Origin of the sequence: Mesorhizobium sp. BAC0120 (assembly GCF_033542235.1) — a bacterium.
GTDB lineage: Bacteria > Pseudomonadota > Alphaproteobacteria > Rhizobiales > Rhizobiaceae > JAWRCU01.
The window spans coordinates 128732-153598 of sequence record NZ_JAWRCU010000003.1 but is presented as its reverse complement, the minus strand read 5'-3'; the positions used below and the strand labels follow the sequence as shown (position 1 = coordinate 153598).

At 62.1% G+C, this 24867-nt stretch carries 20 protein-coding genes and 1 riboswitch; of the genes, 11 read left to right on the top strand and 9 right to left on the bottom strand.

Annotated features, from left to right (window positions below; translation table 11 throughout):
* Positions 1-22: 22 nt before the first annotated feature.
* The 4 genes from SAZ10_RS07555 to SAZ10_RS33565 form a co-directional block, all read right to left on the bottom strand.
* On the bottom strand, positions 23-883 hold the full coding sequence (locus SAZ10_RS07555) for a carbohydrate ABC transporter permease (RefSeq protein WP_318608601.1): 861 nt from the start codon (positions 881-883) through the stop codon (positions 23-25).
* Positions 876-1760, bottom strand: coding sequence for a sugar ABC transporter permease (locus tag SAZ10_RS07550; RefSeq protein ID WP_318608600.1), 885 nt, complete (start codon positions 1758-1760; stop codon positions 876-878). The genes SAZ10_RS07555 and SAZ10_RS07550 overlap by 8 nt, the downstream gene beginning before the upstream one ends.
* 230 nt (positions 1761-1990) lie before the next feature.
* The gene (gene rhmD, locus SAZ10_RS07545) at positions 1991-3187 is read right to left on the bottom strand and encodes an L-rhamnonate dehydratase (protein ID WP_318608599.1); all 1197 of its coding nucleotides are present in this window, start codon (positions 3185-3187) and stop codon (positions 1991-1993) included.
* A complete protein-coding gene (locus SAZ10_RS33565) occupies positions 3184-3513 on the bottom strand; it encodes an L-rhamnose mutarotase (protein WP_412535176.1) in 330 nt (109 codons plus the stop codon). The genes rhmD and SAZ10_RS33565 overlap by 4 nt, the downstream gene beginning before the upstream one ends.
* Positions 3514-3634: 121 nt before the next feature.
* On the opposite strand from SAZ10_RS33565, the gene SAZ10_RS07540 reads away from it, so the two are divergent.
* From SAZ10_RS07540 to SAZ10_RS07530, 3 genes are all read left to right on the top strand, one after another.
* Positions 3635-4705: a LacI family DNA-binding transcriptional regulator gene (locus SAZ10_RS07540; protein ID WP_318608598.1), complete on the top strand. Its 1071-nt coding sequence runs from the start codon at positions 3635-3637 to the stop codon at positions 4703-4705.
* Positions 4706-4768: 63 nt separating this feature from the next.
* Positions 4769-5899 carry an ABC transporter ATP-binding protein gene (locus SAZ10_RS07535; protein ID WP_318608597.1) on the top strand — a complete coding sequence of 377 codons (1131 nt, stop codon included), beginning with the start codon at positions 4769-4771 and terminating at the stop codon, positions 5897-5899.
* 123 nt (positions 5900-6022) lie between these two features.
* Positions 6023-6943, top strand: a complete 921-nt coding sequence (locus tag SAZ10_RS07530; RefSeq protein ID WP_318608596.1) for an amidohydrolase family protein — start codon at positions 6023-6025, stop codon at positions 6941-6943.
* On the opposite strand, the gene SAZ10_RS07525 is transcribed toward SAZ10_RS07530, so the two are convergent.
* Positions 6940-7569 (bottom strand): XRE family transcriptional regulator, encoded by a 630-nt coding sequence (locus tag SAZ10_RS07525; protein WP_318608595.1) that lies wholly within the window; start codon positions 7567-7569, stop codon positions 6940-6942. The two genes, SAZ10_RS07530 and SAZ10_RS07525, sit on opposite strands and share 4 nt — an antisense overlap.
* 117 nt (positions 7570-7686) lie before the next feature.
* Between SAZ10_RS07525 and SAZ10_RS07520 the strand changes: the two genes are divergently transcribed.
* From SAZ10_RS07520 to SAZ10_RS07500, 5 genes are all read left to right on the top strand, one after another.
* Positions 7687-9282, top strand: a complete 1596-nt coding sequence (locus SAZ10_RS07520; protein ID WP_318608594.1) for an ABC transporter substrate-binding protein — start codon at positions 7687-7689, stop codon at positions 9280-9282.
* 11 nt (positions 9283-9293) lie between these two features.
* A complete protein-coding gene (locus SAZ10_RS07515) occupies positions 9294-10403 on the top strand; it encodes a serine hydrolase domain-containing protein (protein ID WP_318608593.1) in 1110 nt (369 codons plus the stop codon).
* A 224-nt stretch (positions 10404-10627) separates the two neighbouring features.
* Positions 10628-11602: a helix-turn-helix transcriptional regulator gene (locus SAZ10_RS07510; RefSeq protein ID WP_318608592.1), complete on the top strand. Its 975-nt coding sequence runs from the start codon at positions 10628-10630 to the stop codon at positions 11600-11602.
* Between the two features lie 487 nt (positions 11603-12089).
* Positions 12090-16445, top strand: a complete 4356-nt coding sequence (locus SAZ10_RS07505; RefSeq protein WP_318608591.1) for an autotransporter domain-containing protein — start codon at positions 12090-12092, stop codon at positions 16443-16445.
* A 260-nt stretch (positions 16446-16705) separates the two neighbouring features.
* Positions 16706-17707, top strand: coding sequence for a S41 family peptidase (locus tag SAZ10_RS07500; RefSeq protein WP_318608590.1), 1002 nt, complete (start codon positions 16706-16708; stop codon positions 17705-17707).
* 87 nt (positions 17708-17794) lie between these two features.
* On the opposite strand, the gene SAZ10_RS07495 is transcribed toward SAZ10_RS07500, so the two are convergent.
* Positions 17795-18310: a GNAT family N-acetyltransferase gene (locus tag SAZ10_RS07495; protein WP_318608589.1), complete on the bottom strand. Its 516-nt coding sequence runs from the start codon at positions 18308-18310 to the stop codon at positions 17795-17797.
* A gap of 381 nt (positions 18311-18691) precedes the next feature.
* On the bottom strand, positions 18692-19576 hold the full coding sequence (locus SAZ10_RS07490; protein ID WP_318608588.1) for an alpha/beta hydrolase: 885 nt from the start codon (positions 19574-19576) through the stop codon (positions 18692-18694).
* Between the two features lie 474 nt (positions 19577-20050).
* A riboswitch (cobalamin riboswitch) is annotated at positions 20051-20258 on the top strand.
* 206 nt (positions 20259-20464) lie between these two features.
* Here SAZ10_RS07490 and SAZ10_RS07485 point away from each other — a divergent pair.
* From SAZ10_RS07485 to SAZ10_RS07475, 3 genes are read left to right on the top strand one after another with little or no spacing between them, the layout of a single operon-like run.
* A complete protein-coding gene (locus tag SAZ10_RS07485) occupies positions 20465-21253 on the top strand; it encodes an ABC transporter ATP-binding protein (protein WP_318608587.1) in 789 nt (262 codons plus the stop codon).
* A gap of 22 nt (positions 21254-21275) precedes the next feature.
* Positions 21276-22223, top strand: a complete 948-nt coding sequence (locus SAZ10_RS07480; RefSeq protein WP_318608586.1) for an ABC transporter substrate-binding protein — start codon at positions 21276-21278, stop codon at positions 22221-22223.
* Positions 22224-22225: 2 nt separating this feature from the next.
* Entirely contained in the window at positions 22226-23239 is a 1014-nt protein-coding gene (locus SAZ10_RS07475) for an iron ABC transporter permease (protein ID WP_318608585.1), read from the top strand.
* 62 nt (positions 23240-23301) lie between these two features.
* Here the strand turns inward: SAZ10_RS07475 and SAZ10_RS07470 are convergent, their stop codons facing one another.
* Entirely contained in the window at positions 23302-24498 is a 1197-nt protein-coding gene (locus SAZ10_RS07470) for a mandelate racemase/muconate lactonizing enzyme family protein (RefSeq protein WP_318608584.1), read from the bottom strand.
* Between the two features lie 9 nt (positions 24499-24507).
* On the bottom strand, positions 24508-24834 hold the full coding sequence (locus SAZ10_RS07465; RefSeq protein ID WP_318608583.1) for an NIPSNAP family protein: 327 nt from the start codon (positions 24832-24834) through the stop codon (positions 24508-24510).
* Between the last annotated feature and the right edge of the window lie 33 nt (positions 24835-24867).

Sequence of the window (24867 nt, the reverse complement as noted above, 5' to 3'; positions counted from 1 at the left end):
GCGGATCCGTTCTTCGCCGCTTTCAATGCTTGACCGCGCCGGCCGTAACCCCCTCCACGAACTGATTTTGAAAGGCGAGAAACAGCAGGAGAATCGGCAAGGTGGCCACAGTGGCCACGGCCATCATTTCCGGCCATTGATATTGGAACTCCTGGAGGAAAAGCAGGCTGATGCCGGCAGGCAACGGCCGCATCTCAGTCGACGAGGTGAACGACAGTCCGAAGACGAACTCGTTCCAGGAGGTGACGAACACGTAGAGCCCGGCCGCAGCCAGGCCAGGACGCATCATGGGCAGCACCATGTCGAACAGGATGCGCAAGGGACCCGCACCGTCGATATAGGCCGACTGCTCGACTTCGACCGGCAGGTCGTCGATGAAGCCCTTTGTCAGCCAGACCACGATCGGCAAGGTCAGAAGCATATGGCCGATGATGACGGCCGCATAAGTGTTGAGCAGTTGCAGAACCGACAACAGGTAATAGATCGAGATCATCAGCAGAGGCAGCGGAAAGGCCATCGAGGCCAGGAAGAACATCAGCAGCGCACTGGTCGACCAATGGCGAGCACGCGAAATGCCGTAGCCCGTCAAGGCGCCGACGACGGTTGTGACCACAGCCGTACAGGCCGCGATGATGATGCTGTTCAGGAAGAAGCGCGGCAGGCTGCCGGAAAAGGCATAGGCAATCGGCTTCCAGTTGGCCTCGGAGGGCCAGATCGTCGGCGGTACCCGAAAGACCTCGTCCGTCGTCTTGAAGGCGGTCAGCACCATCCACAGGACAGGCAGGAGCAGGAGCACGAGGCTCACGACTATGACGACGTAGCTCGCCACTGCGCGGGGATGGAGGCGGGGGAGAGGCACGCTCGCGCTGGATCCGCTAGTCATTGCGCGCGCTCACGAAGAACCGAAGATAGGCCAGCGCGAAGACAAGCAGTATGCACAGCCACAGCGTCCCGACGGTCGAGGCCAGGCCGAAATCCCAGCGCTGGAAGGCGAGCTTGTAGGCGTAGAGGCTGAGCGTCGTGGTTGCGTTGACCGGTCCACCTTGGGTCAGCACCCAGGGCAAGGTGATCTCCTGGAATAGCTTGACCCCCTGGAGAAGGCCCATCACGACGAGAATGTTCCTCAGCAGCGGGAGTACGATGTCCCTGAGACGCTCCCAGGGACCCGCGCCGTCGACTGCGGCCGCGTCAAGGATTTCCTTGGAAATGCTTTGCAGCGCTGCCAGCGAGACGACCATCATGAACGGGATCATCCGCCAGGCAAAGCCAAGGATGATGACCAGTCTGGCCAGATATGGATCGGCGAACCAATTGAGGTTGTGGCCGATCAACCCAATCCGCACCATGACGTAGTTGACGATCCCATAGTCGGCATTGAAGACCCACCCCCAGAGGATGGCGACCGAGATCCATGGCACGACCCAGATCTGGAACACGGCGACACGAAAAAAATACGTTCCGCGCAGGCCCTGGTTGAGCAAAAGCGCCAGGGCGAAGCCGGCGACCATGGAGATGGCAATTGCTGCGCCGACTATGACGAAGCTGTTTGCGAGAACCTCCCAGAACGTCCGGTCGCTGAGCAGATATGTGTAGTTGGACAGCCCGACGAAACGCTGGATAGGCCGCATCGGCGATGCGTTCGTCAGGCTAAGACGTACGCCGTTGATCACGGGATAGACGAGGAATATCGCGGATACCACCAGCCCGGGCGCGAAGAGCAATGCCAGCGTCAGCGGGCTGTGCTTGAGGATCAGCCACATGGCCAGAGGCTCTCGTTGCGGCCGTAAAGCCCGGTCGGTTTGTGCCCGCCGGCTTCAGCGTTGATCTCGGGCCGCGTCCTCATAGCTCTAGCCGGCCTTGGTGATTGCCGCGTCAGCGGGCTGTGCTTGAGGATCAGCCACATGGCCAGAGGCTCTCGTTGCGGCCGTAAAGCCCGGTCGGTTTGTGCCCGCCGGCTTCAGCGTTGATCTCGGGCCGCGTCCTCATAGCTCTAGCCGGCCTTGGTGATTGCCGCGTCAGCGGATATCGCAGCCAAATCCAGTTCCATGCCCCATCCCGGCAGGTCCGGGAGTCGCACGCGCCCGCGTTGCGGCAAGGGCTCGTCTTTGAACAGCGAGCCAAAGACAGGCTGGATTCGGTCGCACTGCGGACTTGGGTTGAGGTATTCGCAGAACGGGATATGTGGCTGGGTAATCACGAAGTGATAGCTGTAAGCGCCGCTCCCATGCGGCACGACCGGAATGTCATACGATGCCGAGATGGCTGAAATCCGGAGGAGTTCCGTAAGGCCCCCGCACCACATGACGTCCGGTTGGATTATGTCGATCGAACGAGTCTCCAACAGTTCACGAAAACCGTAGCGCGTATATTCGTGCTCGCCGGTGGTCCATTTCTGCCAGGGGCAGGCCTGCCGCAGTTCGCGGTAGCCATCTATGTCGTCTGGCGACAGCGCCTCTTCGTACCAGTTGATGTTGAGATCCCTCGTGGCCCAGGCCAGATCGATCGCATAACGCGGCGTGAGCGCCATCCAGCAATCGGCCATGAGTGGGAAATCGGGCCCAACCGCATCTCGCCACCGCGAGAGGAATGCAATGTTCTGACGCATTCCCTCACTGCCCTCGGCGGGTCCGTAGGGCAGCGGGACCTTGCCTCCGATGAAACCCAATTCCTTGCCGATGTCGGGCCGCGCGCCGGTCTGGTAGCACTCGATTTCATCGCGAACCTTGCCGCCAATCATCTGGTAGACAGGTTCCGAACGCAGCTTGCCGAGCAGGTCCCACAACGCCAGATCGACTGCGCTGATCGCGGCCACCGGGAGGCCCTTGCGGCCGTAGTAGAGACTGGATCGATACATCTGGTCCCACATGCGGTTGATTTCCGCAGGGTCGGAGCCGATGACGAAGCGGCTGAAATGCTTCTCGATCAGAAAGCAGGCAGGTGGACCGCCAAATCCGGCCGACACACCGACCGTACCGTCGGCGGCCTCGATCTCGACGACGATCCCGCCGAGCACATTGATGCCCCATTCGGTACGGCTGCCGCGATAATCCTTGTAGGTGGACATCGGGGTGGCGAATTTGGAATCGATGATCCAATGACCGCTGTCCTGGTCGTGGTAATCGGCGCCGCGCCCGCCGCCGCTGACAACGTAGGCCCGCATGGCCTTGATCTTCGGAAAGCGTCTCATCGGGAAGCTGCCGCTCCTGCGTGGTGAAAGACGGGGGTCATGAGGGGGAGAAACCCTGTTCGCGGATCTGGTCTGTTGTCCACGAGCTCCGCCATAGAGACTCGCCAGCGCGCCGCCGTCGGGTCCGCAGCCAGCACTTGCTTCAATTCATCAAGGTCGTCGCACTCGAAGTATCCGACGAGCAGGTCGTCCTGAAGGAAGATCGTGTAGTTTCGGTACCCCGCCCGATCCAGGGTCGCGCTCATCTCCGGCCATATGTCGCGATGAAGCTGGACATAGGCGCCCGCGCATCCGGGTTTGAGCCTCATGGTCCAAGCGTAGCGCAAGCCCCTTCCCCCTATTTTTTATATCGTTTATACATTCATAGCCGAGACGGCGTGTCAATCGGCAATGTTCGCGACGTCGGGGAGTTCGACCGGCGCCTCCAGCGAGCGATCCGAGGATAATATGCCGAGAGCGAAACGGACGAAGCAGGATTTCAGACGGCCGACCATTCGGGATGTCGCCGCCGCCGCGGGCATTTCCCTGGTCACGGTCTCGCGCGTGATCAACAACCATCCGTCGGTCAAGGAATCCAGCCGGCAGAGGGTTCACGAAGCGATGCGTGAACTGAACTATCATCCGGACGCGGCAGCGCAGAGCCTGCGACGGAATTCGAGCCGGATCATCGGCTTCCTCATGCCCGACTTCACCAACGGTGTGAATGCCATCATTGCCCAGCAGGTTGAGAGGGAAATGCGGCAGGCGGGCTACACCGTGATGCTTGCCTGCTCGAATTTCGATTCCGAAATCGAGATGGAGGCACTGAGGAAATTTCGCAGCAACCGGGTGGACGGAATCGTGCTGCAGATCGCCAATGAGCAGCATGCCGGGACGCTCCAGGTCCTGCGCGGCGTCGACTGCCCGCTTGTTCTCGTGGATCGCGATATAGATGTCCCTGCGGATGCGGTGCTGAGCAACCACTATGACGCCACCCGCGAGGCCATCCGCTACCTGTTGGGCCTTGGGCATAGGGACATCGCGTTCATCACGGCTGCGCAGTCCATGCGGCCGGGCCGGGAGCGACTCAGGGCGTTTCGGGACGAAATGGCTGCCCACGGCGTCACGCCCGGGCAACGACGCATCTTTCCTGACGCCCAGTCGATCGAATACGGCTATCGCGCTGCCTGCCAGATGTTCTCCGAGACAAGGCCGAGCGCAATCGTGGCGGCGGGAAATCAGATCCTTTACGGCGTGCTGCAGGCCGTGAGGGAGCATAATCTCAGGATACCCGAGGATATCTCCATTATCGGCGCGGACCATCGGATGCTTGCTACCGTGATGGAGCCGAAGATCACCATGATCGATCGCGAGTTGACGGCTCTTGGGACGGAGGCTGCCACCCTGCTGCTGGATCGCATAGAGGGCCGTTTCGAAGGTCCGCCGCGCCGGCTGCTCCTCCCGTTGAGCGTAGTGCTCAACGGCTCATGTCGACCAATGGACGAGAAAAGAAAGGCAGAGCCCATTGCGAGAATCTAGGAAAATGATAACGTTTTAACAAACTCGCGGGATCCGCTGGCATTCTGGTCGGGAGGAAGCATCATGGCAAGCGTCCGGCTGGAAAAGCTGAGCAAGAGTTTCGGTCAGCTTACGGTTATCGACAGTCTGGACCTTTCGATCGAGGACGGCGAGTTCATGTCCTTCGTCGGCCCGTCGGGATGCGGCAAGTCGACCTTGCTGCGGATGATCTGCGGCATCGAGGAGATATCGGCCGGCTGCGTCTTGATCGACGGCGCGATTGCCAACGACCTGTCCCCCAAGGATCGCGGCGTTAGCATGGTATTCCAGTCCTATGCGCTTTATCCGCATATGACAGTGCGTCAGAATATGGGCTATGCATTGAAGCTGATGAAACTTCCGAAGGCGGAAATCGCCCGGAAGGTCGAGGGGGTAGCTGACGTCTTGCGCATCGGCCCTCTGCTCGATCGCTATCCGCGCCAACTAAGTGGGGGGCAGCGCCAGCGCGTCGCCATCGGACGAGCGATCACCAGGCAACCGAAGGTCTTTCTCTTCGACGAGCCGTTGAGCAACCTTGATGCCGCTCTGCGTGTCGAGATGCGGGTGGAAATCGCGCGTCTCGCGTCCACATTGCGCACGACGATGATCTATGTAACGCATGACCAGACCGAGGCGATGACACTGTCAGATCGCATCGTCGTTCTGGACGGCGGCACGATCCAGCAGGTGGCAGCACCGCTCCAGCTCTATCACAATCCGGCCAACCGCTTTGTGGCGACCTTCATAGGCTCACCACGCATCAATCTCATACCGGGCCGAATATCGGAAGCCGACCCGGGCATTTTCGTGCCCGACAATGCACCTGGTTCCAACTTTGCACTTTCGACGCAGGTTGGCCGGCCCGGCGAAGCGCTGGAGGTCGGAATCCGACCAGAACACCTGACGCCCGTCGATGCGGACAATCAAGTGCTGGTGGGGCCGGTCGCGATTGTCGAACGGCTTGGAACCGACACCTATGCGCATGTCGACACGGTGGCTTCCGAGCGTCCCATAATCGTGCGGGTGCCGGGAGATGCGGTCGTGAAGCAAGGGGAACGCCTCCGACTAAAGCCGAACATGCGCCGGGCGCATGTCTTTGCTCAGACCGGTCGGCGCATTTCACCGGATCAGATCATTGGCAGCGGAGCGGGGGAATCGCATGGAGAACCAGCTTGATCTGCCTGGCAGGCACGCCTGGCTGCTGACGGCCGAGAATTCCTTCACTACGGGTGCCGCCTTCGGTCTGAGCAGCAGCCGCGCGACCTTCTGATCGAGTGGGGTCGAAAACAAAAAATTGCCATGCGGCCACACATTCCTGTTATCGATTGCCACCAACATCTCTGGGGCCTGGGCGAGAACCCGCGTTACCCTTGGCTCCTGGCCGACGGGGGACAACTCACCCCGTCCTACGATGTGTCGGAGTATCTGCACGACATGCGATCCCTCGATCTTATCGGGTCGGTGCATGTCGAGGCGGGTTGGGACCGAGGCGACCCTTGCGGTGAGACAGCCTGGCTGGCGGAGCGCATCACCGCTACAGGCTGGCCGAGTGCGGCAGTAGCCTATGCCGACCTCGCCGCTGACGACGTACAAGCCGTGCTCGACAGGCAGAGCAGCTTCAGCTTTGTGCGTGGGATCCGCATGCGGCTCGCCGAAGACCACCCCTCGCTCTTTGCGCTACAAGCAGGCGACAATCTCATGGTCGATCCCTGCTGGTTGGCGGGTTTTTCGCACCTTCGGGAGCATAAGTTCTCTTTCGAACTACAGGTCACACCCCGCCTCATGCCAGACGCGGCGACGTTGGCTGATACTTTCCCCGATACGACCATCATCGTTTCTCACCTCGGATTCCCGATGAACCGCTCGGCCGAAGGATTGGCAGGATGGCGTAGTGGACTTGGGAGGCTGGCCGAGCGCCCGAATGTGCTCGTAAAACTTTCCGGGCTGGCAATGATCGACCCGGAGATGAATCCCCGCAATCTGTCATCCCTCGTGGAGCAGGCCGTCGAACTGTTCGGGCCGAGCCGGGCGATGTTCGGGACCAATTTCCCGGTCGACGCGAAGGTGGTTCCGGCGAACGCTCACCTCGAACGACTTTTCGAAATCTTCCGCGGGTTCTCCGAGAGTGAACTGCACGCGATATTCCACGAGACCGCAGCCCGGATCTATCACATGCAATCTAGATCGTTCACCGGCAGTCGGGCTCCATCAGTGAACTAGCGAGACTTTCCGGCCGACTCGATCTCGTTCAGGCCAAGTAGCGTCTTTTCCATGTCCGCCTCCTCGCCAGAACAGACGCACAGCATCTCGGCGTCGCCCTCGCCGACAGAAAGATATGCGTGGCCCATCGTGGAATCGATGTAAACGCTCTCGCCCGCCTTCAGCCGCACCGGCGAGTACTGGTCCGTGTGCAGCTCGATTTCGCCCTTCAGCACGATCAGGAATTCCTCGCCGGCGTGGCGAGTGAGTGGCCCGAACTGTTCCAGGCTGCGGGCGCGCGCGAAGGCGCGTATCGGCACCATGCGTTTGTGCACGAGGTCGGTGGCAAGGTAGTGATAGTCATAGTTGCGCGTGAGTTGGCGCAGCGTGTTGGCTGGCGCCGTAACCGAACGGCGTGTACGCGGCGGCGGTTCGCTGCTGCCGCCACTCAGCAGTTCCGTCACATGAATGCCCAATCCGCCGCAGATCTGCAGCAGCTTGTCGTAGCTGAGCGACATCTGGTCGTTCTCGACCTTGGACAGGGTCGAGACGGCAACGCCAGTCGCGCTGCTGACGTCGTGCAACGTCCAGCCGTGCTTTCTGCGCAGGCTGCGCAGACAGTCACCGAGCCTGGGCTGTTCGTGCATTCCGGGGTTCCTCTCGAGCGGTCAACCATTCTAACCGAATCCGGCAGCTGGTCACTTTCGCACAGAGCGAATTTTTCCTATACGCTAAATCTACTAGCTGAATAGGAAACGCTCCCGATGAAGTCCCTGCTCCTCTTGCGTGCCGCCGTCCTCGCAACTTCCGTGTTCGCGGCTGGACATGCCGGCGCCAAGACTCTCGTCTATTGCTCGGAGGCGAGCCCCGAGACCTTCACGCCGATGATCGGGATCGCGGACTCGACTATGGACGCCGCGGCCAAGACGATCTTCAACCGTCTGGTCGAATTCAAGCCAGGCTCCACCGAAATCGGGCCGGCCTTGGCGGAAAGCTGGGACGTCTCGCCGGATGGCAAGGTCTACACTTTCCATCTGCGCCGCGCCGTGAAGTTCCATTCCAGCGCGCATTTCACCCCGACGCGGGACTTCGACGCTGACGACGTGCTCTATACTTTCAATCGCCAGCGTGACGCGAACAATCCCTACCACAAGCTCGGCAAGGCTTCGTACGAGTATTTCAACGCGCTTGGCCTCGGCTCCATGGTCGACAAGATCGAGAAGGTCGACGACTACACCGTTCGCTTCACGCTGACGGCGCCGAACGTGACGTTCCTCTCGGGTATCGCGCTCGACTACATGTCTATCATGTCACTGGAGCAGACCGAGAAAATGGTCGCTGCCGGCACGCCGGAACTGATCGACAGCGAGCCGGTCGGTACCGGCCCGTTCATGCTGCAAGCATACATGCTGGACAGCCAGATCCGCTATACGGCAAACAAGGACTATTGGGGCGGCGCGCCTAAGATCGACACGCTGGTTTTCGCCATCACGCCTGAGCCAACGGTCAGGGTGGAGCGGCTCAAGGCCAATGAGTGCCAGGTCGCTGCGCCGCCGCCGCCGTCCGCGATCGCCGACCTGAAGGGCGATCCCGACATCGACCTGCTCCAGCTCCAGGGGCAGAACGTCGGCGTGCTGGGCTTCAACGTCGAGCACAAGCCGCTTGATGATGCGCGGGTGCGCGCCGCGCTCGCCAAGGCGATCAACCGCCAGGCGATCGTCGACGCGGTCTACCAGGGTGCCGGCAGTGTGGCGGGCAGCGTGGTTCCGCCGGCGCAGCTTGGCGCCGTCAAGGACGCTGGGATCGACTACGATCCCGAAGGCGCGAAGAAGCTGCTGGCCGAAGCCGGTCACGCCGACGACCTCTCGGTGACGCTCTGGGCGATGCCGGTCTCGCGGCCCTATAATCCGAACGCACGCCGCATGGCCGAGCTGATCCAGGCCGACTGGTCAGCCGTCGGGGTGAAATCCGAGATCGTCAGCTTCGAATGGGGCGAGTATCTCAAGCGCACAGCCGCGGGCGAGCATGACACCTTCCTGCTCGGCGGCAGCAGTGACAATGGCGATCCCGACAACATGCTGAGCTATTTGCTGACCTGCGAAGGCGTCGCCGGCGGCTCCAATCGCTCCCGCTGGTGCGATGCCGATTTCGACAAGCTGCTCAAGGAAGGTCGCGAGACTTCCGATCCTGCCAAGCGCGCCGAGATATATCGCCAGGCTCAGGAAATCGTGAAGCAGAAAGTGCCCGTCGCGCCGATCGCCCATTCCGTCGTCTCGATCCCCGTGCGCAAGAGCGTGCTGAACTACGTGCTCGATCCGTTCGGCCGGCAGAATTTCGCCAATGTCGACGTCGCCGAATAGGGCCATAGCCGATGAGCTCAAAGCCGGAAAAGATCGACGGAATGCTTGCGGATTACATCGCACAGGGAGCAGTAGGAGCCTCGATTGCTTTCGCGCTCGACGGCCAGCCCACAGAGACCATCACGGCCGGCCTGGCGGACCGGCGCGACGGCACGCCGGTCACGCCTGACCGGCTCTTCAAGATCGGCAGCTGCACGAAGACATTCGTCGCCGCCGCTCTGGTCCGTCTTGCCGCGGACGGCAAGGTCGATCTCGGTGCGCCCATCGCACAGTGGTTCCCCGACCTGCCGGGCGCGAAAGAAATTGGCGTCAGGCAATTGGTCAATCACCGCAGCGGGCTACCGGAATTCGAGTACGACATACCGATGGATCCCGGCCGGGTCTGGAAGCCATCGGAACTCGTGGACATCGCCTTCAAGGCCGGCGGCCAGAAGTCTCCGGGCGGCCCGGCCGTGTACAACAATACCGGCTATGTGCTGGCAGGGCTGCTGATCGAGCAGGTCACCGGCGTGTCGCTAGGTGCCTATGTTCGCCAGGCGGTGCTGGAGCCGCTGAGCTTGCGCGACACCTGGTCACCCGCCACCGAGGCGTTCCCGAGCGAACGGCTGGTACGGGGCTACTACCATCGCCCGCCGCCGCCAGTGGGCGCGGGCATGGACATCGCCTCGGGTGGCGAGATGTGGCGCATGGAAGGCGTCTTGCCGTACTCGGAGGAGTTGCAGGACTCGTCCGACACGTTCCCCTATTCGGGCGCCTATGGCTGCGGGGATATGGTCTCGACGCCGGGCGATCTCGTTTCGTTCATGGGCGGACTGTTTGCCGGCAAAGTGGTGTCGCCAAGCTGGTTCGAGGAGATGTTCGGCAAGCGTGCTCCGGTCTCTTTCCCCGGCACGCGATTGCGCGAGACCGGAGCCGGCCTGTTCCAGAGCAGCTATGGCGGCCGCGATTTCTACGGACATCAGGGCAGCATTCCCGGTTATGTCTGCGTCATGCAGCACGATCCTGGAAGCGGGCTGACGATCGCCATGGCGAGCAATGTAGGCTCCGGCAACCGCCTGTCCTTCCAGGCAAGCGGGCTGCACGAGGTTGTGGACGAGGCCATACGCGCGATTCTGGATTGAGTTCGCCGACCGCTCAAACAGCAGCGATTTGGGATGCGGTTGCCCGTTCTTGAACCTGTCCCTGGTTAGCGCGTAAGTTGCGGTGTCATGGGACACATGCAAATTTCGCCAATGTTCGTCTCCTGCAAAGCTTGTTCATCCTCGGCCGAGACGATCGCGCTCGGCCCTCCCTATTGTTGCGGATGCAACTTTTACGGGCGAAACAGCGCTCGGGGGCGAGACAAGTGACCGTAACTCCGGTTCCGATGCAACGACTATCCACGGAAGACATTCCGCAACGTGAGCGGCTGTCCTTCGTGCATGATTTTGTCGGCCACTACATTGGCGGCCTGCGCTTCCGCCATCTCGACAGTGAGGACGTCCGCATCGATCTGGCTGCCATGTGGCTTCCCGGGGAACTGACCGTCGGCCAGACCTGGTTCTCTCCGGTGCATGGGGCGCGCGCACGCGACCTGCTCCAGGACGGGCGCGAGCACTATCTGCTGGCGACCCACAACGAGGACCACGAGCTCTCAGTCGACGGAAAAGATCCGGTCAGAGTAGCCGCCGGGGACCTGACGTTGGTGAACGAAGCCGTTTGCTCCGAATTCTGGTTCGGCAAGCCTCAGGCGGTCTATGTGATGGCGCTGGATCGACGGCTGCTCGCCAGGCTGGCGCCACGCGTGGACATGGAAGCGAGCTACATTCTCCCTGCAACGGCCCCCCACATGAGGTTGCTCACGGGCTATGCCGACAGTCTTCGCTCAAGCCCGCCGACCACGGAGAAGGCGAGCGAGATGGCCTCGCGCCATATATATGATCTCACCGCCCTGGTTCTCGATGGATTTGTGCGCGGCGGTGCCGAGCGCAACGAGATCAGCATTGCGGAGGCGCGATTGAAGCTCGTTCAGAAGGACATTCTCGAGCGGCTATCCGATCAAAGCCTTCACATCGATGCTGTCGCGAGACGCCAGGGTGTGACGCCGCGATACATCCAGCGTCTTTTCGAGAGTAGCGGCACCACCTTCTCGGATTTCGTTCGCGAGCACAGGCTTGAGCTTGCCTTCCGGCTTCTCAGGGAACGCGATCCCGGCTCCAGCACGATCACCGCTATCGCCCACGATGCCGGCTTTTCCGAATTATCGTCGTTCAACAGGGCGTTTCGGAAGCGCTTCGAAGCGACGCCGTCCGAGATCAGAGCGGCGACTCTGCTCAAATAGCTGTTCCTACCGAAAAATTGAAATAACGCCGCGCGACAGATGAAATCTGCCGCGGCGTTCGGCGCTTTGTGACACCAAACGCCTCAAAAAATCCTCTCCTGTTCGTCTCTTGCAAAGGTCATTCGTTCTCGACGGAGACGATCATGTAGGTCCCTCCGTATTGCTCTCAATAACCGGTGCGGAATCGTTGGGGGTATCTTGAGACGGTTGGAGATTTTCGGTGCGCAACTTCTTTTCGCGAGCTGCGATAGGGAGCGCAAGCCTGACGACCGGTGCGCGCGGCCACTAGCTGAAGCCGTGCCCACTCCGAAAAGGACCGGCAGCGAAAAGCCTGCCGGACAAGGGGCCACCTTCTGGCGATGGAGTTTCACGGCGTCGTCCGACCGACCGCGCCGCGGCTGAAACGGTTCCTCCTGAACTCATCCGAATGAACTCCGGCCGCCGAGATCGACGCGGTCACACCTCAAGTCCTTCCAAGGGGTAGATAATGAAAGCGCACAATTCGAAGCTCGCCGTGCGTTCCTTTTCCAGCCTGAAGACCAGTCTCCTCTCGGCAACGGCGCTGGTCGCGGCGGGAACGCTGCTGGCGAAACCGGCAGCCGCGGCCCCTGTCATCTACACCCAAAACGGCACCTATTCCGATGCCGTCACGGTAGGGAAGGCGAATTCGATACTTTATCGTTCCGGTGTGGACGCGGTCTTTGCCGGAACCGTTAACTATGGGGATGCGACGGGCGGACACCTTTTCCTCGGCGAGACGACAGCAAACAATGGAACGCTGGTTTTCGCGCCCACCAGCCTGACAGCCAGCCCGGCCTATAGCGGCGTCATCATTTCGGGCGGCGTTGTCCGCTTCGGCTCCGATGCGGCGCGAGACTTTTACAGCCGGGCCGGCACGATATTCGGCGTGGCCGGCGGGGTTTTCGATCTCTACGGCGTCAGTCAGACCGTCTATGAGCTGACCAGCCTGGGGACTGTGACCGGTGGCACGATCACCAATAACGGCGCCGATGCCGCCGTTCTCACGATATCGAACAGTGGCCTGTTTGCCGGGACGATCGCCGACGGCACCAATACGGTTGCGCTGCGCAAGGAAGGCGACGGCCTCCTCCAGCTGCGCGGCAACAACAACTATTCGGGCGGCACGACACTTGTCGGGGGTATACTCGATCTCGGCCATTCCAATGCGCTTGGAACAGGCAATCTGAATATTGAAGGTCTGGGTTCCGTCATCTCGCTCGGGGATCGAGTAGACATCGGCAACAGCATCGTGCTCGGCGATGCGGCGCACGCTGCGACAGTCTCCTTGCAAGTTCTCGATTCAGGGATAGGCTTTCTGGGCGGAGCCATCAGCGGCACCGGAGACATCTTCAAGACCGGCACTGGCGAACTCCGGCTCTGGGGCGCGCATTCAGTGGATGGGCGCATCTTCATCAACGCCGGCATATTGACGTCCGACGCGGACGCTGGCGGCGACATCTCCGATGCGGCTTCGCTCATCATCGACCGGAACGCGACCTTCCGCGTCATCGGGCAGGAGAAGGTGGGAGATATTGCCGGCACCGGCACGGTTCGCGTCGAGGCCGCCTCTCAGCTGACCGTCGGGCGGAACCGGTTCGATACGAGTTTTTCCGGCCGGATCACGGGGGAGGGCGTTCTTCGCAAGGAAGGTGACGCCACGCTGACGCTGCGCAGCAGCAACACCTATTCCGGCGGCACCTTTCTGGCGCAGGGGAAGCTGGTTGCAGCGGCCACGGGCGCGCTTGGCACCGGTGACCTGCGCGTCGGCGCCGCCACGCGGCTTGTCCTTGTCGACGGCGTCCGGCTCGACAACGACGTCACGCTTGACTGGTACAATCTCGACGTAGAGGTGGCGGGCGGAGGCAGCGCCACGCTCGGTGGGCGCATCTACCAGACCAATCCGGTGGAGAATCTGGAATTCTACAAACGTGGCAGTGGGACGCTCGTGCTCGCCGGTATGGGTTCGGAGGTGGACTTCGCGGAAGTCCAAGCCGGCACGTTGCAGGTGGATGGCTATCTGACGGCCCCCGTCACCGTGCTGTCGGACGCCACCCTCACCGGCATCGGCACGATCGCCGGCAATGTCGCGATTGACGGCATTCTGGCGGGCAGTTCCGACCAGAGCCTGACCATCGAAGGCAATCTCGCGCTGAACCGCAACGCTTCAGTCGATGTCAGGCTCGGCGCGCCCAGCAATGCTGCCCTCTTCGGCATCAGCGGCAACCTGACGCTGGATGGCTGGCTGAACATCGAGGATGCGGGTGGTTTCGGGCAGGGTGTCTATCGTCTGTTCGACTATGGCGGGGCGCTGACCGATAACGGACTCGAGGTCAATGGCCTGCCGGACGGCATCGCCCGCGGCGACGTCAGCGTCCAGACGGCGATCGCCCATCAGGTCAACATCGTGGTTGGGGATGCCCCCGGACCGGGCGAAGTCCCGACAATCCAGTTCTGGGACGGCGCCAACACTACCGCCGATGGACAGATCTCGGGCGGCGGCGGTACCTGGAACGCGTCCTCGACCAACTGGACGGACGCCAATGGCCAGGCCAACCACGCATGGGGCGGCCGGTTCGCCGTGTTCCAAGGCACCTCCGGTGTCGTCACGGTGGATGGGAGCAACGGTCCGGCGAGCGTGACCGGCATGCAGTTCGCTGTCAGCGGCTATCAAGTGAACGGTGGCCCGATCTCGCTCGCCGCGCCGCAGACCGTCATCCGTGTCGGCGACGGAACGGATGCCGGCAGCAGCTACCGCGCCGTCATCGCATCGAATCTCACCGGCCCTGGCGGGCTGGTCAAGGACGATCTCGGGTTTCTCATACTCGCCGGCAACAACAGCTATCAGGGCAACACGATTGTCCGCGCCGGCATGCTCGCGGGCAATGCGAACAGCATCCGCAACAACATCGTCAACAATGGCCTGGTGCGCTTCAACCAGAATACGGATGCTTCCTTCGCAGGCAGCATTACCGGCATCGGCCGCATGGAGAAGGAGGGTGGCGGCACCTTGCGGCTGACGGGCCTCAATACGCTCGATTGGGTGGTTCAGGAGGGCGCATTGTCCTCGACCACTGGCCTGTTTCGCAGCAATGTCGACACCCGCGATGCCGGCGTGATGCGTTTCGAGCAGAACGAATCGGGCATCTATGCCGGCAAGATCAGTGGCGCGGGCGAGTTGAGCTTCGCCGCCGGGGCCGGAAACACGATCACGCTCACCGGCGATTCCAGCGGCTTCACCGGTGAAGCCACGGTTGAAAACGGCGCCTTGGCGGTAAACGGCCGGCTTGGCGGCACGCTCGATGTGCTGGCAAGCGGCCGACTTCAGGGCATCGGCACGGTGGGAGACACGACCATCTCGGGCACGATCGCACCGGGCAACTCGATCGGCACGCTCAATGTCGCGGGCGACATCACCTTCAATCCGGGCTCGATCTATGAAGTCGAGACAAATGCCGCGGGGCAGTCGGATCGCATCAACGCCACCGGCACGGCGACGATCAATGGCGGCACCGTCCGGGTGTTGGCCGGAGCGGGCAACTACGTGCCGCAGAGCCTATATACGATCCTTCATGCCGATGGCGGGCGCTCGGGCACTTTTGCCGGTGCGACCTCGAACCTCGCCTTCCTCGATCCCTTGCTCAGCTATGACGCCAACAGCGTCTATCTGAGGCTGACGCGCAACGCTGTTGCTTTCCGGAATGTCGGCCTCACGCGCAACCAGATCGCCGCCGGCGGCGGCGTCGAAAGCCTGGGAAGCGGCAACGCAGTCTACGACGCGGTGCTGAACCTGTCGGCCGATCAGGCGCGCGCCGGCTTCGACCAGCTGTCGGGCGAAATCCATGCCTCGGCCCGCACCGCGCTGATCGAGGACAGCCGCTTCATCCGCAATGCGGTCAACGACCGCATCCGCGCGGCCTTCGCCGACGTGGGAGCGTCCGGCGGCACGGTCGTCACCTATGAAGACGGCAAGCCGCGGGCAGAGGAGGCGAGCACCGATCGCTTCGCGATCTGGAGTGAGGCGCTCGGCTCCTGGGGGCATACTGATGGCGACGGCAACGCGGCGCGCCTCAACCGCTCGACCGGCGGCTTCTTCATCGGTGCGGACGGGCTGGTGTTCGACAGCTGGCGCTTCGGCGCGGTGGCCGGCTACAGCCACACGAGATTCGACGTGGAGGATCGCCACTCGTCGGGCTCGAGCGACAACTACCATGTCGGCCTCTATGGCGGCACGCAATGGGGGGCGTTCGCTCTGCGCACTGGTGCGGCCTACTCCTGGCACGACATCTCGAGCAGCCGCAGTATCGCCTTCCCGGGCTTCAGCGACAGCCTGAAGAGCGACTACGGCGCCGCGACGGCGCAGGTGTTTGGCGAACTGGCTTCTGAGGTCTCGATGGGCGCCGCGCGCTTCGAGCCTTTCGCCAACCTCGCTTATGTGAACCTGCATACGGATGGCTTCACGGAAGAAGGCAAGGCCGCTGCGCTGACGAGCGCTTCGGCCAACACGGACGTGTCCTTCACGACGCTTGGCCTGCGCGCCTCGACGACCTTCGATGTCAATGGTGCGAACCTCACCGCCAAGGGCATGGTCGGCTGGCGGCATGCCTTTGGCGACGTGACGCCGCTCTCCACCCTGCGCTTCGCAGGCGGCGGCGATGCCTTCACGATCGGCGGCGTTCCGATCGCGCGCGATGCTGCGGTGGTGGAAGCGGGCCTCGACTACGCGCTGACGTCATCCGCCGTGCTCGGCATCTCTTATGGGGGCCAGTTCGGCTCGGGGGTCATCGATCAGTCGATGAAGGCAAACTTCAGCGTCAAGTTCTGAGCGCGAGCAAAGCCCCCGGGGCTGCACCGGGCCGATCGGGGGAGGAGCAATCCTCCCCTCGCATAGCTTGCTCCCCGGAGGGCAGCTGGACGCGGTGGACCGGAGTTCAACGCTCACGGGGCATCGCTGTGAATGTCTGTCGCCAGCTCAGAGTTTGCGATCCTGTCGCGAAAGTCAGGATTTCTGCGAGGTTGTATTCGCCATCGATTTGTCCAAAGTTGGCAATCGCCATAGTGCTTTGAATCATAACCGAGAGCCAGATGCCGTACCGCCGATCGCCGCTCCTAGCCGCCTGCTTCGCGACAATCTCCACGCTGATAGCGGTTCCATCCGCGACAAGAGCCGCGGCAGATTCCGACACGGCGCAGAGCGTGCCCTTGGATCAGGCATCGGTCGGGAAGGTGATCGGAAGTATCATCGTCGAGCTGCGCGAAGGCTATGTGTTCCCGGACAAGGGAGTGCAGGCCGCCGATGTGCTGGAGAAGGCATTGGCAGAGAACGCCTATGCCGGCGTGACTGATCCGAGCCAGTTTGCGGTGCGGCTCACCGAACAGCTCCAGGCGATCACCAGGGATAGCCATATGAGGGTGATCTTCGGCTTGCCATTCCCTAATCAGCCTCCACCTTCCACGCCGCAGGATGCCGGCTTTGAGGTGAAACGGCTAGACGGCAATATCGGATACATCCACTTGGCGCGGTTCGTTCCGCCTGAGGTCTTCAACCCAGCAGCCGACGACGCCATGCGCAACCAGTCGGATACCGCCGCGCTCATCATCGACATGCGGGACAACGGCGGCGGGCATCCTGAATCGGTAGCCTACCTCACCAGCTTCTTTCTCGATCCGGGCAAGCGCGTTCATATCAACGACCTTGTCTGGCGCAATCGTGGAACTTCGACCTTCAGAACGGAGGCGTTCTGGAGTTCGCCGACGCCGGTGAGCTATCTCGGCAAGCCTGTCTATGTCCTGGTTGGCCCAAAGACCTATTCGGCGGGTGAGGAATTTGCCTATGACCTGCAAGTGCTCAAGCGCGCGACCGTGGTCGGCGAAAAAACGCGCGGAGGAGCGAACCCGGGCGGTCTGAATGAACTCGGTTCCGACCTCTTCGTTGTCGTGCCGAGTGGCAGGGCGGAAAATCCGATCACGCACGGCAATTGGGGAGGTGTTGGCGTGCGCCCTGACGTCCAGGCTGCCCCTGGGACCACTCAGGAAACTGCCGTGGCATTGGTGATGGGCCGACTAGCCACGCCATTGACAAGGTAAGGTAGTCCCAACTTGAAGCCGATGCGCCAGCTTTCGCGCTGGCTCTTCTAGCTTGTGCCGTTGGTCGTGCCGCGCCACTGGCCCGCTTCAGGAGGCAGTTCCCTGGAGTTTTCTTTTCATGAAAATAGTGATGGGTTCCAGGCTGGCCGGAACCGTGCGGAAGCTGTCGCTTCTCTTAAAGCCAAAGGAATCGTAGAGCGCTATGGCGTCGCGCATGAATGTGACTGTTTCCAGCCGTACGACGGAGTATCCGTCCCTGCGCATCGCATCGATGCATGCGGTCATTAGGCCGCGGGCAACGCCTCTGCCTCGCATCTCGGGCCGTACATACATTTTCTGCAGTTCTGCGATATCGCCAGCTGACTTCGAATAGCCGGCACACCCGGCAATATTCTCATCTATCCGCGCCAGGAAGAAGCCTGCATCAGGCCTGCTGAACTTTTCCTGCAGGGTTTCGGGCGTGTGCCCGTAAATATATTCAATCAGTTCAGCATCTGGCACTCCGAAGTTGCGAGACTGTTCCGCGTCCCATTTTCTCATGGCATCGATCAGCGTGTGCGCCTCTTCAAAATCAGTTAGAGTATTTATTGCGCGAATTTTCATGATTTACACGTTCAAAATCAGATTGTGCCACCGTTGGGAAATGCAGATCATCACGGTCGGCTCAGTCCTGGCAATAATCCTGTCTACCGAACGGGAACTCTATCTGAAGAAGAAGCATAGTTCCCGGTCACTGACAATACACCGGGAGCAGAAGAAGCATCCTGGTTGCGCTATGGCATAGATGATCGGACAATTGGCGCCGCGGAAAACCCGAACGTCCGCGGCCAGATCTTTCCCGAGCGAAACGATTTTCGTAATCTCAGACGTGGTCGTTTGAGGGTGGCGTGGATCAATCGGACAAGATGGAGACTGTGATCCATGCTCTGCATGACGCATCGGCCGACGCCGATCGCCGGCGCTTCGACGACCGCATTCCAGCGCTTAGCCGGCGTCAGCGTTGATGCCGAGAAACTGCAGGATCACCCTCGCTGTCTGGTCAGGAAATTCCTCGTAGAAGGAGAGCTTGCCTTGCGGCAACTCAACACTCTCCACCGACGCGAGTGATGTGAGCGCGGTCATTTCCGCCTTCGACTTGGCGGGTGCCGAACCGCCATAGACGACCAGGATGCTCGACCTGACGCGCGTGGCCGCGTCGAGGAATGCCGTGCGATCGGCAAAGGGATCGAGTTCCCCGGTGACGAAGCGCAGCGAGGCATGGCGTGCGCCCGGCGCTTCGGTGACGGCGCGCTTTTCGGCCATTCGCTCTGGCGTCAGCCAGTCCGGGTCGGCATAGACATGGCCGCGCGCCATCATGCGGATAACAGGGCCGTTGACGTTGAGGCGATAAAGGGCCGAGCCGACGAGCGGTGGATCGACGGCTCTCGCAAGCCAGCGAAACAGCCGCATGCGCCGCCCTGTCATTGTCGGCAAGGGCCCGCGCCAGGTCGGCGAAAGCAGGCATAGCCGACCGGTGCTCGCCGGATGGTCGGCGGCCTCAGCCAATGCGTAGCCTGCTGCATGGCCGGCCGCGATCGTCACGGAGGGCTGGACGACGCGATCGAGCACGAAGCGGAGAAAGGCGCGATAGTGGTCGGGCCGCCAGTCGATTTTTGGGCGCGCAAATGTCCCGAAGCCGGGCCAATCGGTCGCCACGATCGAGAAGGCGGCGCCGAGCCGCTCCTGCAAGGGGCGCATCTCGGTGCGGGTCGAGATGGAGCTGAGCGCGGGCAACAGCAGAAGGCTCGGTCCTTGCCCAAAGCGGGTCAGGCCGAGGCGGATCCGCTTGCCGTCAGCCTCCCATTCGATCTGCTCTTCGCTACAATCCATGGCTCACCTGAATGGCGCAGGACCTCAGACGATTGTGCAGGCATGCATGCCGGCAACCAATTGTCGGCAGTCGCTTCGGTCGCTTGTTCCGCATCAAACCCGGTATTTCAAGAAGCCTGCTCGACAACATCACGAGAGGTTTGGAGCCGCTGGTTCGACTCCTGCGATACGTGTCGTCTCAGCGCTTCCTTGGTCTGCATCGCGGCTGTCTCAACGGGACAATGTGCGGCAGCTCCCTTGACGAATGTAATAACATAACATATCCCGTGGTCAACTCTCGCCGAGAAGGTAGCGAGCTTCCCCGAGGAGCGGCCGAAAGATCGATGATCGAAGGCTTCGCAGGCTGACAAGAGCGGCTGGCCGATTGCGACTTGCCACCGGCCGACTGCTCGCTATACGCCGCCTGAGCAGCGGCTTGAAAGGAGGAGAGCGACGGATCGGAAAGAATCGCCATTGCCACGACGCGACGGCCACAATAGGCTTCCGCATGATGGTGCTCCGAGTTGAGAAGATTCGGGGTGAAAAGGGAACGTGGTGCGGCTCTTCGGGGCCAAAGCCATGGCTGCCCCCGCAACTGTAAGCGGCGAGCAATATCCGAACAGCCACTGGCCGAAAGGCCGGGAAGGCAGGATGGCGCGAGGACCCGCGAGCCAGGAGACCTGCCATCATTGCGAGTTGACCGGACGGGGTGTGCCGGGAGGAAGCTTCGAAAGCGGCCTGGCGCCGCTATTGCGGCCGTCCTTCCGTGCCTGATCGAAAGAGGTATCGGTTGGAAGGCGTATCAGTTCTTCACAGCGTCGATGTACGCATCCGCTGGCTCGCCGACGGGAGGCCGGCGCGCTCGCAAGAGCGGGATCATGCTCTCGCGGCATTGCCAAAGGCAGTGCCATGAGCGCAGCGGTTCTCGAGGCGCGGCATCTTTCATGCCGGACCGAAGCCGGCATCAGCCTCGTCGAGGATGTCAGCCTGGAAATCAGCGCGGGCGAAAGGCTCGCCATCATAGGTCCCAACGGCGCCGGCAAGACGACGCTACTTCGCATGCTCACCGGCATGCTTCGGCCGAGCCAAGGGCTGGTCAGGCTCGCCGGCCATCGGCTCGACCGGCTGTCGGCGGCGGAACGGGCGCTGAGCATCGCCGTGGTCGGCCAGTCCGACCAGCCGGATCCGCGCCTCGCCGTGATCGATTATGTGGAGCTAGGCCGCGTGCCGCATGCGGGCCTGCGCCGCAGGAGCGAGGACCGCGATGTCGTCGTGGATGCGCTGAAGCGGACCAAATTGCTGCCGCTGCTTGCCCGCACGATCGGCTCGCTTTCAGGCGGCGAGCGGCAGCGTGCGCAGCTTGCCCGGGCCATCGCGCAGGAACCGAAGGTCCTCTTTCTCGACGAGCCGACCAACCATCTCGACCCTCGTGCCCGCGGCGAGCTTCTCGAGCTCGTGGCAGGGCTCGGGATCGCCGTCGTTGCGGTGCTGCACGACCTGCCGCTGGTCGCGCCTTTCGCCACGCGCGTGGCCGTCATGAACCGGGCGCGGCTGGCGGCGCTCGGACTGCCCCGAGAGACGCTGACGCCTGCCCTCGTGCGCGAGATCTTTGCGGTCGACGTGCTGAGATTGCCGCATCCGGGAGAAGAAGATCGTGAGCTGACGGTCTTCGACGTCCCGATCCGCCTTTCCCGCTGATCCCGATTCAATGGAGGACCGAATGAAACGCCTTGTGCTTTGCATTGCCGCCACGCTTGTTGCGCCGACGGCTTTCGCCTTTCCCGTCACCGTCGACAGTTGCGGCACGCCGCTGACCTTCGATGCGGCGCCGAAGCGCGCCGTCATCCAGGACATCAACATGGCCGAAATGGCCTTTGCGCTGAGACTGCAGCCTTCGATCGTCGGCCTGACCGGCATCACCGGCTGGTACAAGGTCGGACCCGAGTTCAAGGCAGAGCAAGGCTCGATCCCGGAACTCGCTCCCAAATATCCGACCTTGGAGAACCTCCTTGCGGTCGAGCCCGATTTCTTCTTCGCCGGCTGGTACTACGGCATGAAACCGGGCGGCGACGTCACGCCCGATACGCTTGCGCCTCACGGCATCAAGACGCTGGTGCTGACCGAAAGCTGCGTTCATCTCGACAAGAACCGGCCTGTCGCCTCGATGGATCTCCTGTTTGGCGACGTCGAAAAGCTCGGCCAGATATTCGATAGGGAAGCCGAGGCCGAAAAGCTCGTCGCCGGGTGGAAGGAGAGGCTTGCCGACATCACGGCCAAGGTCGGCGAGCGCAATGGCACGCGGGTGTTCCTCTACGATTCCGGCGAGGACAAGCCGTTCACCGCCGGCAAATTCGCAATCCCGACGGCAATGATCGAGGCCGCCGGCGGCAACAACATCATGGCCGACATGGAAACAAGCTGGGGCAATACCGACTGGGAAACGGTCGCCGCTCACAACCCCGAATTCCTGATCCTGCTCGATTACCAGGACGACGCCGGCTACCGGAAGCTGCTCGACTTCCTCAAGGCTCATCCGGCGATGAAGGAGACCGACGCGGTGAAGAATGAGCGGTTCGTCGCGCTCCGCTACGCCGAGCTCACCCCCGGCCCGGCAAACATCGAGGCGATCGACAAGATCGCGAGGGCGATGCATCCGGAAGCCTTCTGAGCTTGACGCCCCGACACTTCGGACCGGCAATTGGCGCGGGAGCGGTGCTGATCGTCGCTCTCGCGCTCGTTTCGATCGCCTATGGCTCGACGGTCATTCCGCTCAGCGAGGTGATCGCGTCGCTGGCACATGCGGCCGGCTTCGACGTCGCGGCCGTCTCCGGGCCGGTCGGTAAGATCGTCGTCGACCTTCGCCTGCCCCGAGCCATTCTCGCTATCTCAGTCGGCGCCGGCCTCGGCATCGTTGGCGCATTGCTGCAGACGGTGACGCGCAACGACCTTGCCGACCCGTTCCTCTTCGGTCTGTCGTCGGGAGCGGCCGCGGGCGCGGTGTCGGTCATCACTGTCTTCGGCGACCGCCTCGGCGTCTGGACGCTGCCGGTTGCTGCCTTCACCGGCGGCATCCTCACCGCAGTCGTGGTGCTGTTGCTCGTCGCCCGTATCCGCGGCCAGGGGCCGGAGCGTCTGATCCTCGCCGGCCTCGCCGTCTCCTTCCTGTTCACGGCGTTGACGAATTACCTCGTCTTTGCCGGGGACCAGCGTGCCGCCCACTCCGTGCTCTTCTGGACAATGGGTGGGCTCGGGCTGGCCCGCTGGGACAATATCGGCCTGGCAGTTCTGGGCGTCGCGGCAATCGCGATCTTTGCGCTCCGCAATCACCGCCGGCTCGACGCCTTCCTCGCCGGCGAGAACGCGGCCGAGAGCCTCGGCGTGCGGGTCGGCCGGTTCAGGATGCTGACCTTCCTCGCGGCGGCCTTCTCGACGGCGATCCTGGTCTCGGTCGCCGGCGTGATCGGCTTCGTCGGGCTGATGATCCCGCATCTGGCGCGCCGCATCGCAGGGCAGCTTCACCAGCGCCTCGTCGTCGCCTGCGCCGTGTTCGGCGCCGTGCTGCTCATGGCCAGCGACCTTCTCGCCCGCACCTTGCTGCCGCCGCAAGAGCTGCCGATCGGGATCATCACGAGTTCGATCGGCGCGCTCTTCGTCGTCGCCACTTTGATCCGCAGCCGTTTCTGATCGGGAGCAAAGCTGGGGCAAGATCGGCGCTCACAAAGAGGCCCGCTGGCTCACGAGCAATGTCAATCGAAGAAGCCGGCGTCCTCTTCTGCGAGATACCTCCTCGCGCCCTGCGCGTCGATGTCGAGACCGAGCCCGGGCGCCTCGAGCAGATCCACCATGCTGTCCTTCACGATCGGCCTGGGCAGGCCGACGATGATGTCCTCCCACCAGGGATCGGAAGCGCTCGGATATTCGAAGGCAATGTAGTTGGCCGGGAGCGTCGCGCAGACATTGATCAGCGCGCCCAGCCCCAAGAGGCCGTTCGCCGTGCCGTGGGGAGCCATCATGATCGAATGCATGTAGGCGTGCTCTGCCACCCATTTGAGCTCGGCGATGCCGCCGATGTCGGCCGGGTCGGGGCCGATGATGCGCACCGCCTGCGTCTCGATCAGTTCCTTGAAGTTGTGGCGCAGATAGATCTGCTCGCCCGTATGGATGGGCGTCGAGGTCGAGGTTGTCAGCTCGCGATAAGCCTGAGGGTTGACCCAGGGCACGTAGTCCCCGGTCAGCATGTCCTCGAGCCACATGAGGTTGTATCTCTCCACGGCCTGGGCGAAGCGGATCGCATCGGGCAGGAACCAGCCGGGGCCGCAATCGAGCGCCAGCGAAACCTTGTCGCCCAGCACCTCCTTCATGGCGATCACGCAGTCGATCATGTGCGCCATACCGCGCTCGCTGATCTGCCCTTGGCTCATGGCGCCGTGATAGGTCGGTGGCTGGGCGACTCCGTAGTGGAAGTCGGGCACATTGTACTTCATGTTGGAATGAAAGCTGATTCCCTGCTTGATCATGAAGAAGTTTTCGGGCCGCTCCATCATCCATCGGACGTCAGCCGCATAGTCTTCGGGCCTGTCGCCGGTCCGCTTCCTGCGGATCGAGCCGTTATAGACCCGCACCTTGTCCCGTACCTTGCCGCCGAGCAGCTTGTACACGGGGACGCCGGCGGCCTTGCCGGCAATGTCCCAAAGCGCATGCTCGATCGCGCTGACCGCGGCGCCATAGGGCTTGAACGAGCCACGTTGCCTGATCTTCAGCATCACGCGCTCGACATCCGTCGGGTCCTCGCCGATCAGCGCTTCGCGGAAGTGCAGCACGAAGGGTTTCAGATAGGGCTTGGTCCATTCCGCCTCGCCGAGGCCGTAAATGCCTTCGTCGGTGACGATGCGGACGACGGGATGCTTGCCGATAACGGCGCAGCGAAGGTCGGTGATTTTCATGGGCGGCCCCTATTTCACCGAAGAGAAGGCCGTGGGTGTCAGCAGTTGATTGGTGACATTGGCGACAATCTGTCCGTCGCGCTCAGACTCATCACGCGCCTTGAGCCAATCCGGATCGGTGGTGAAAGCCGTCCATTTCGTCTCGCGCTCGGCGAGGGATTCCCAGGCGAGGAAATAGGTGAGGCGCTGGTTGCTTTCGCCAACCATCGTCGTGAAGAATCCAGCCTGTCGGATGCCGTGCCTGTCCCACAGCGCCAGCGTATGGTCGGCAAAACGCTTGAGCAGCGCCGGCAGGCGGCCAGGCAGGCAGTCATAGACTCTGAGCTCGTAGATCATGGTTCTCCCCAAAGTGTTGCTCAGTCCCAATGC

Coding starts and splice junctions, on each gene's coding strand:
- SAZ10_RS07530 (WP_318608596.1), top strand. CDS start 6,023: ATGCGGCCACACATTCCTGTTATCGATTGCCACCAACATCTCTGGGGC.
- SAZ10_RS07465 (WP_318608583.1), bottom strand. CDS start 24,834: ATGATCTACGAGCTCAGAGTCTATGACTGCCTGCCTGGCCGCCTGCCG.
- rhmD (WP_318608599.1), bottom strand. CDS start 3,187: ATGAGACGCTTTCCGAAGATCAAGGCCATGCGGGCCTACGTTGTCAGC.
- SAZ10_RS07485 (WP_318608587.1), top strand. CDS start 20,465: ATGAGCGCAGCGGTTCTCGAGGCGCGGCATCTTTCATGCCGGACCGAA.
- SAZ10_RS07540 (WP_318608598.1), top strand. CDS start 3,635: ATGCCGAGAGCGAAACGGACGAAGCAGGATTTCAGACGGCCGACCATT.
- SAZ10_RS07495 (WP_318608589.1), bottom strand. CDS start 18,310: ATGAAAATTCGCGCAATAAATACTCTAACTGATTTTGAAGAGGCGCAC.
- SAZ10_RS07505 (WP_318608591.1), top strand. CDS start 12,090: ATGAAAGCGCACAATTCGAAGCTCGCCGTGCGTTCCTTTTCCAGCCTG.
- SAZ10_RS07500 (WP_318608590.1), top strand. CDS start 16,706: ATGCCGTACCGCCGATCGCCGCTCCTAGCCGCCTGCTTCGCGACAATC.
- SAZ10_RS07490 (WP_318608588.1), bottom strand. CDS start 19,576: ATGGATTGTAGCGAAGAGCAGATCGAATGGGAGGCTGACGGCAAGCGG.
- SAZ10_RS07470 (WP_318608584.1), bottom strand. CDS start 24,498: ATGAAAATCACCGACCTTCGCTGCGCCGTTATCGGCAAGCATCCCGTC.
- SAZ10_RS07515 (WP_318608593.1), top strand. CDS start 9,294: ATGAGCTCAAAGCCGGAAAAGATCGACGGAATGCTTGCGGATTACATC.
- SAZ10_RS07480 (WP_318608586.1), top strand. CDS start 21,276: ATGAAACGCCTTGTGCTTTGCATTGCCGCCACGCTTGTTGCGCCGACG.
- SAZ10_RS07535 (WP_318608597.1), top strand. CDS start 4,769: ATGGCAAGCGTCCGGCTGGAAAAGCTGAGCAAGAGTTTCGGTCAGCTT.
- SAZ10_RS07525 (WP_318608595.1), bottom strand. CDS start 7,569: ATGCACGAACAGCCCAGGCTCGGTGACTGTCTGCGCAGCCTGCGCAGA.
- SAZ10_RS07550 (WP_318608600.1), bottom strand. CDS start 1,760: ATGTGGCTGATCCTCAAGCACAGCCCGCTGACGCTGGCATTGCTCTTC.
- SAZ10_RS07555 (WP_318608601.1), bottom strand. CDS start 883: ATGACTAGCGGATCCAGCGCGAGCGTGCCTCTCCCCCGCCTCCATCCC.
- SAZ10_RS07520 (WP_318608594.1), top strand. CDS start 7,687: ATGAAGTCCCTGCTCCTCTTGCGTGCCGCCGTCCTCGCAACTTCCGTG.